This window comes from Dactylosporangium sp. NPDC005572 (assembly GCF_040605515.1).
Lineage (GTDB): Bacteria > Actinomycetota > Actinomycetes > Mycobacteriales > Micromonosporaceae > Dactylosporangium.
In genome coordinates, this window is sequence record NZ_JBEXCY010000349.1 from 1 (window position 1) to 7,143 (window position 7,143).

Below are 7,143 nucleotides of genomic sequence, written 5' to 3' on the forward strand. Positions count from 1 at the left end.
GCTCCGCCCCGGTGCTGCCGCCTGCCCACTCACTGAACATTTTCGAGTCAGCCGCCGTCGGTGCGCGACGACCCGGCGTCGTTCGTCACCAGTCGGTGGCTGGCCCGGTGGGTCTGAGGAGTGCGTCCTGAACTGGGCGATGAGCGTTGTCACCAAGGCTGCGGCGGTGGACTACGAGACGCTCGATGCGGTCATCCAGCAGCTGATCGCTGAAGCCGACGAGGAGAACCTGCACGCTTTCGGCGCGGAGACCATCGGTCGTCTTGCCCAGGACACCATGCAGCCGGGACTCGTGACCACATGGGATCTCGACGAGAAGGGTCGGCTGGCGCTCGCCGACGCATGCCAACGCGTGCTGACGGCAAGCCCGAGGGACCATGAGCGCCCACACGCTCGGCACCCGCAACTGCCGAGAACAGTGATGGTCGGTACCCCGTAAGATGTGGCCAGTGGGGTGGGAGGCACTCGGGCGGTGGGGTGAAGACGCCGCTCGCATCGAACCGCTTTCTGGCGGAGTCGCCAACGACGTGTGGAGCGTGCGCGTCGACGGGCACCTCGCGGTCGGTCGTCTCGGTACCAGGAGCGATGCTGATCTGGCGTGGGAGACCGCGCTCCTGCAACACCTTGACCGCGAAGGTCTGACCGTGCCGGTGCCGATCCCGACGAGGGACGGCCGGCTGTTCGTCGACGGTCTGGTGGTGATGACCTACGTGGAGGGCGGCCCGCCCGAGACGCAGGCCGACTGGCGTCGGGTGGCCGGCGCGCTCCGGGACTTGCATCGGTTGACGCGGGGCTGGCCGCAGCGCCCAGGGTGGCGATCGTCGACCGATCTCCTGCGCGTCGACACCGGGACGAAGATCGACCTCGGGGCGATGCCCGCTGAGGGTGTTGCTCGATGCCGGGCGGCGTGGGCGCGGCTCGCCGGACATCAGACCTGCGTCGTGCACGGCGACTCCAACAACCTTGGCAACGTCCGCATGACCGCGGACCGGGTCGCGCTGATCGACTGGGACGAGTCGCACGTCGACGTTCCCGACCTCGACCTCGTGCTGCCGGACAACGCTGCCGGCCTCGACGACGGCGCGTACGACATCGCCGCGCAAGCGTCGGCCGCGTGGGAAGCCGCTGTCTGCTGGGACGACGAGTACTCAGTCAAGCGGCTCGCCGAGGTTCGAGCGCTCTGAGAACGCGTTCGACGAGTGGCCAGTTGGCAGTTCCCCGGTCCGGGCTGCCCTCGCGCCGTTCGACCCAGAACACGCATGCTCGGTCGGCGATCGTGCGCTGTATCCGTGCGGCCGCCGCCGGCGTTCGTGCGGCCGTATGCTTGTCGCGTCATCGATCGTTGTCTTCGGGGGAGGGCGGCGTGCGGTTCGCGAACATTGGTGGTTGGCGGATCAGTATCAGTGCGGGGGAGGAGCTTCCCGTCTTCGCGCTGTGGCTGCGTGACGTCGAGGCGATCGAGGTGCCGCCTTCGTCGCTGGTGCCCGGGGTGCTCGACATGGGTGAGCTGCCTGCGCGGCTGGGCGATACCCACGATCCTCGGCTTGGCGAGGAGTGGCTGGCCTGGTGGGTCTCGCTTGTGGACCGTCACCCGCGGCCGCCGCAGCCGCCGCCGGGCGACGACGTGGGACCGGCCTATGACACCCCCGACCCGCTCGGTCTGGCCCGGCTGCCGGTGCTGCGCGATCGCGTGGTGCGGCGGCGGACGGAGTTCCTGCACTGGCGTACCGAATATCACCGGGTTTACGGCGCATTCGGCAGCCGCGGTCCGGCCGGCGATGGCCGCAACAACGACACCGTGCGGGAGGTCGAGGCCGCGCTCGGTCGGAAAGCGGCGCCGTTCAGCCTGACGTTCACGCTGCTGCCGGTGCGCGACGACCGCATCCTGCAGGTCGGGCCGGCGCACTACCTGGTGCCGGAGCGGATCTACCTGGGCACCGGCTGGCCGGACTGGCTGCGGGCCGTGATCGCCGAGGTGGCGTAGCCGGGATCGGTCAGCGCGACCGCCGGCACCCCGACGACGCGCGGCGGTGACCCAGCTGCACGACCGGAGGCTACAAGTCGCGGCTCGGGCCGGTGCCCACGGACCGCGCCGCCGGGAACCGTCGCCGGCGCTGGAGGCCCTGCTATCGGTGCAGGTTGCGGAGCGTCGGTACGGCGGCCTTCGCGGTGCCGGGCGGCAGCGGGTCGGGGTTCGGCGGCTTCACCGACCCGGTCAGCCAGGCCGCGAACAGCCCGTCGAGCTGCCGCCCCGACACCCGCTCGGCGAGCGCGACGACGTGGTACCGCACGGCGACGACGAACGGCCGCCCCTTGACCAGGCCTCGCGCCGGGGTGACGACGAGCTCGTCGCCGTCCCGCCGCGCGCCGGCGGCCCGCCCGTCGACCGTGACCTCGTCGACGGTGAGCCCGATGAGGTCGAGGTTGAACCGGGACAGGTGCTGGGTGGCGGTGGCCGTGATCGTCGCCCGGCTGGCCGCGGTCGAGTGTTCGCAGGCCCGGGTGCGTCGACGTCGCGTCAAGTGGACGCTGATCGCTCGTCAACGCGGCCCGGGTGTCCTGGTCGGGAGAACCCCGACACAGAGTTGGAGCACTGACATGGACCACGGCAACCCGGTTGGGCCGAGCATGCGGCGACGGACGCTCCTCGGCGCGGGCGTCGCAGCGCCGCTGGCGATGACGCTGGGAGCCTGCTCGCCGGATGAGACGCCGCAGGCCGGCAGCTCCCCGGGAGCGACCTTCGATCGGGCCGCGCTGCCCGCCGGCCTGGTGGGCAAGGCGCTGCTGCCCGGTGATCCGGGCTACGCCGACGAGCTCAAGACGTACAACCTGTTGATGTCGCCGAAGCCCGGTGTGGTCATCGCCGCTGCCGCCGCGGGCGACGTCCAGGCCGCTGTCCGGATGGCTGCCGGACGGGGCGCGCCGGTGGCCGTGCTGGCCACCGGCCACCAGCCCGCGGTGCCGATCGGCCCGGATACGGTGCTGATCACGACCCGGGCGATGCGCGGCGTCACGGTCGACGCACAGCGGCGTGTCGCGCGGGTGGAGGCCGGCGTGCGCTGGCAGCAGGTGGTGGACGAGACGGTCAAGGTCGGACTGGCGCCCCTCGCGGGCTCGACACCGATCGTCGGCGTCGTGGGCTACACGCTCGGCGGCGGGCTGAGCCCGATCATGGGTCGCGCCCACGGCTACGCGGCAGATCACGTGCGGCGCGTGGACCTGGTCACCGCGGACGGCCAGCTGCGCACGGTCGCCCCGGACACCGACGCCGACCTGTTCTTCGCCGTCCGCGGCGGCAAGAGCAACTTCGGCGTCGTCACGGCCATCGAGTTCGACCTGTTCCCGGTGAAGACCCTCTACGGCGGCGCGATCTTCTTCGACGGAGCGGACGCCGGCAAGGTACTGCACACCTACCGCGAGTGGGTCAAGACGGTGCCGGACGCGATGTCCTCGTCCGTCGCGCTGCTGCGGCTGCCGGACGCGCCGGAGGTGCCCGAGCCGTTGCGCGGAAAGTTCGTCACCAGCGTCCGCATCTCGTACCTCGGGTCCGAGGCGTCCGGTGGCAAGCTCGTCGCCCCGCTGCTCGCGGCGGCGACACCCATCGTCGCCGCGGTCCGCGAGATGCCGTTCAGCGAGTTCGGCACGATCCACGCCGATCCTGTCGAGCCCCTGCCGGTCTTCGAACGCACCGCCCTGCTGCGCGAACTGACGGGTGAGACCGTGGACCAGCTCCTCGCGGTGGCCGGGACCGCCGCACCGTACCCGATCACCATGACCGAGATCAGGCACCTCGGTGGCGCGCTCGGCAGGCAGCCGGCCCAGGCCAACGCCGTGTCGAACCGCGACGCCGCGTTCACCCTCTTCGTCGCGAGCATCGGCGGGCCCGCCGACGCCGGCGCGATCACCAAGGCCGAGGCCGACATCATCGCGCGTATGCAGCCGTGGAGCACCGGCGGGATGTTTCTCAACTTCATGACCTCGGAGGACAGCGCGCCGGATGCCGTCCAGCGGGCGTACCAGCCCGCGGTGTACCAGCGGATGGCCGCGGTGAAGCGCAAGGTCGACCCGACGAACATGTTCCGCCTGAACCACAACATCAAGCCCGCCTGAGCGTGCATTGAGCGAGGAAAGGTACGTCTATGGCACACGTGACGACGTCCGACAGCGCGGTTGAGTGCTTCGCAACGCTGGCGGTTCCGGTGGCCGTCGACGCGGTCTGGGAACTGCTGCACGACGAGGCGGTACTCGCGAAAATCCTGGCCGGGGACGGCCCGCTGCCGCCCGTGACCGGCGTCACCGACATCGACGGAGCATGGGCCAGGGCGGGTGACAGCCGTTCCATCGAATTCGCGGACGGCTCGGGCGCGCACGAGGAACTGGTGCTCGACGAGCGGCCCACGCAGGTCCGCTACCGCATCACCGGGTTCACGTCGAAGGCTCTGGCCGCGACCCTCAGCCAGGTCGATGGTGCATTCCTGCTGACCCACGACGGCTGCACCACGACGCTGAACTGGCGGTACACATTGCACCCGTCGCCCGGGACGAGCCTGTCCGCCCTCGCCGCCGCCGGCCGGCAATCGTGGCTGCCGTACATGGGACGGATCCTCGACGCGATCAACGTCGAGCTGCTCGACCGCTGAGCCGAAACACGGTATGCCGCGGGCCCGCATCCCGTCGCCATCCGCAGGCACTCAGGCCGTTTCGACGTGACCGCTGATGTCACGGCGTCAGTCTCCGCGAACGCTTGAGGTCCGAATCGGCCACCGCGAGCCGGTCGCCTCCGAAAGTGCCGCCGGCACCGGCGGCACTTTCGGGACGGAGTCGCCATGGTGCGTGAGGGCTAGCCCGCCGTCGCCCGCCTCATGGATTGGTCCGACGTCCGTCGGTGCTGTATGGCGTTGCTGGACGTGCGGAAGTCCGTCGCTTCCCGGCAAACATCCGACGTAGCCAGGTGGCCACGCTCCAGCGTGGACGGTCGCTGCGCACAGCCGGGTTTGCACCGCCGCGCTGTCGGATGCGTGTCACGGGCGGCCGGGAACCCGGGCCGTCCACCGTGCGCTGGCTACACTTCGTGCGGACTTGATCGGTAAGGACGGGATGGCGATGACGCAGGCGCTCCGCTTCGCGGTGCTCGGCCCGGTCCGGGCCTGGCTCGGCGACGCTGAGCTACCGCTCGGTTCTCCGCAACAGCGCGCGGTGCTGGTGGCGCTGTTGCTGCGGGAAGGTGGCGCCGCGACGATCGACCAGCTGGTTGCGGCGGTCTGGGACACGGAGCCACCCACGGCGGCACGAGCGACGGTCCGCACGTACGTGTCGCGACTGCGGCAGATCCTCGTTGCCGGCGACGGCGAGCCGCTGCTGGGCTCCACCGCGGGCCTGTACCGGCTGCGCGTCGAGCCGGGCGCCCTCGACGCCGCCGCTTTCGCCGAACTCGTCTCGCAGGCTCGGGCGTCGGGCCAGCAGGGCGATGCGGCCACCGCCGCAGACCGGCTACGGTCAGCGGCCGCCCTGTGGCAGGGCGAGCCGCTCGGTGGGGTACCCGGCCCGTACGCCGAGGCACAGCGGGCTCGTCTGGAACGCGAACGGCGCCTTGCCGTCGAGGCGCGGCTCGCCTTCGACATCGACACGGGACGCCACGCCGTGGCGTCGGCGGAGCTGACCGGTCTCGTCGCGGAACAACCGTTGGACGAGGGACTGCGACGGCTGTTGATGCTGGCGCAGTACCGGACCGGGCGTCCCGCGGCCGCGGTCGCGCAGTTCCACGAGATCCGCGCGCTCCTTGCCGACGAGTTCGGCCTGGATCCCGGCGGCGCGTTGCAGGAGCTGTACCGGCGGGTGCTCGTCGCCGACCCGACGTTGACGACTGCGACGCCTGCAGTGACCACGCCGGCGATAGCGACGCGGCTGTCGCCGGCGCCGGCTCAACTGCCCACCCGCATCACCGACTTCGTCGGCCGGGCTGCACTGCTTGCCGAGCTGAACACCACGCTCGGCGCGGAGCGCGACACAGGGGCGGCCAAGGCGATCGGCCTGACCGGCCTTCCCGGTGTCGGTACCAGCACGCTCGCCATCCATGTGGCGTACGGCTTGCGGGACCGGTTCTCCGACGGACAGCTGTACGCGGATCTGCGCGGTGCACATCCGGCCGACCCTGCGCCGATCTTGGGCCGGTTCCTGCGGGCACTCGGCGTCGCGGCAACTGCGATCCCGGGTGACCTGCACGAGCGGGTGGCCCTGTGGCGCAGTGTCACGGCCGAGCGTCGCGTCCTGGTCGTGCTCGACCATGCCGAGAGCGTCGACCAGGTCCGCCATCTACTGCCGAGCGGGTCGTGGTGCGCCACCCTGCTCACTGCCGGGCGGCGGCTCACCGGCCTCGCCGGCGTGGCCTGGCGGATGGTGCCCGTCTTCGACGCCGGCGAGTCGCTCGAGCTGCTGCGCCGGGTCGCCGGACCGGAGCGTGTCGCCGCCGAGCCGGAGTCCGCCCGGCGGTTCGCGGCGTCCTGCTCCCACATCCCGCTCGCCGTGCGTATCGCTGCGGAACGGCTGCTGGCCCGTCCGATGTGGAGCGTCGCTGACATCGAGCGCCGGTTGCGAATCGAACTGCGTCAGCCGATGCGGCTGTACCCTGACTGCGAGGTCGTCGAGGCACCCCTCGAACGTCGCTATGACGACCTTGAACCGCCGGTGGCCAAGGCGTTCTGCCTCGCCGCGCTGCCCGACCACGACGATGTCACGGCGGCGGATCTGGCCACGCATGCCGGGCTCGCGCTGCCGGACGCCGAACGGTTCATGGAGCAGCTCGTCGACGAGCACCTCGTCGAACCGGTGACCACCGGCCGGTACCGCTATCACACGCTCGTCCGATGGTTCGCCCGGCGCAAGGCCACCGGCGAACTCGGCCGGACGATCGCCGAGGCAGGTTTGGACGAACCGGTGCTGGCGGGGGCCGGGTACGGCGACCCGGATCGCTCACGCCTCGCGGTCGTGGCGCGCCGCCGTATCGCCTGACCCAGGCAGCTTCAAAGGACCGTGGGTCTCGGCCCCGGAACTGCAGCCTGACGAGCCCGACGCGCAACCGTGCCACGTCTCTGGGCGGCCCCGAGGTTCCGCGCGGCCGACCTGCCCCGGTTGGATCCGTGCCGG

Annotated in this window: 6 protein-coding genes and 1 pseudogene; 6 read left to right on the top strand and 1 reads right to left on the bottom strand. The window is 71.2% G+C overall.

Translation table 11 applies throughout. From position 1 onward, the window contains the following. Positions 1 to 139: 139 nt before the first annotated feature. From ABZS66_RS59360 to ABZS66_RS59370, 3 genes are all read left to right on the top strand, one after another. Positions 140 to 439, top strand: a complete 300-nt coding sequence (locus tag ABZS66_RS59360; RefSeq protein WP_354773461.1) for a hypothetical protein — start codon at positions 140 to 142, stop codon at positions 437 to 439. A gap of 97 nt (positions 440 to 536) precedes the next feature. Then, positions 537 to 1,184, top strand: coding sequence for an aminoglycoside phosphotransferase (locus ABZS66_RS59365; RefSeq protein WP_354773463.1), 648 nt, complete (start codon positions 537 to 539; stop codon positions 1,182 to 1,184). Positions 1,185 to 1,363: 179 nt separating this feature from the next. Next, the gene (locus ABZS66_RS59370) at positions 1,364 to 1,984 is read left to right on the top strand and encodes a hypothetical protein (protein WP_354773465.1); all 621 of its coding nucleotides are present in this window, start codon (positions 1,364 to 1,366) and stop codon (positions 1,982 to 1,984) included. A 325-nt stretch (positions 1,985 to 2,309) separates the two neighbouring features. Here the strand turns inward: ABZS66_RS59370 and ABZS66_RS59375 are convergent. Beyond that, positions 2,310 to 2,477: pseudogene (locus ABZS66_RS59375) on the bottom strand (M1 family peptidase); the annotation flags it as partial. A 151-nt stretch (positions 2,478 to 2,628) separates the two neighbouring features. On the opposite strand from ABZS66_RS59375, the gene ABZS66_RS59380 reads away from it, so the two are divergent. From ABZS66_RS59380 to ABZS66_RS59390, 3 genes are all read left to right on the top strand, one after another. Further along, positions 2,629 to 4,110 (top strand): FAD-binding protein, encoded by a 1,482-nt coding sequence (locus ABZS66_RS59380; protein WP_354773467.1) that lies wholly within the window; start codon positions 2,629 to 2,631, stop codon positions 4,108 to 4,110. A 29-nt stretch (positions 4,111 to 4,139) separates the two neighbouring features. Beyond that, a complete protein-coding gene (locus ABZS66_RS59385; protein WP_354773469.1) occupies positions 4,140 to 4,640 on the top strand; it encodes a hypothetical protein in 501 nt (166 codons plus the stop codon). Between the two features lie 463 nt (positions 4,641 to 5,103). Then, positions 5,104 to 7,008: an AfsR/SARP family transcriptional regulator gene (locus ABZS66_RS59390; RefSeq protein WP_354773471.1), complete on the top strand. Its 1,905-nt coding sequence runs from the start codon at positions 5,104 to 5,106 to the stop codon at positions 7,006 to 7,008. Positions 7,009 to 7,143: the final 135 nt, after the last annotated feature.

Coding starts and splice junctions, on each gene's coding strand:
- ABZS66_RS59360 (WP_354773461.1), top strand. CDS start 140: ATGAGCGTTGTCACCAAGGCTGCGGCGGTGGACTACGAGACGCTCGAT.
- ABZS66_RS59390 (WP_354773471.1), top strand. CDS start 5,104: ATGACGCAGGCGCTCCGCTTCGCGGTGCTCGGCCCGGTCCGGGCCTGG.
- ABZS66_RS59380 (WP_354773467.1), top strand. CDS start 2,629: ATGCGGCGACGGACGCTCCTCGGCGCGGGCGTCGCAGCGCCGCTGGCG.
- ABZS66_RS59385 (WP_354773469.1), top strand. CDS start 4,140: ATGGCACACGTGACGACGTCCGACAGCGCGGTTGAGTGCTTCGCAACG.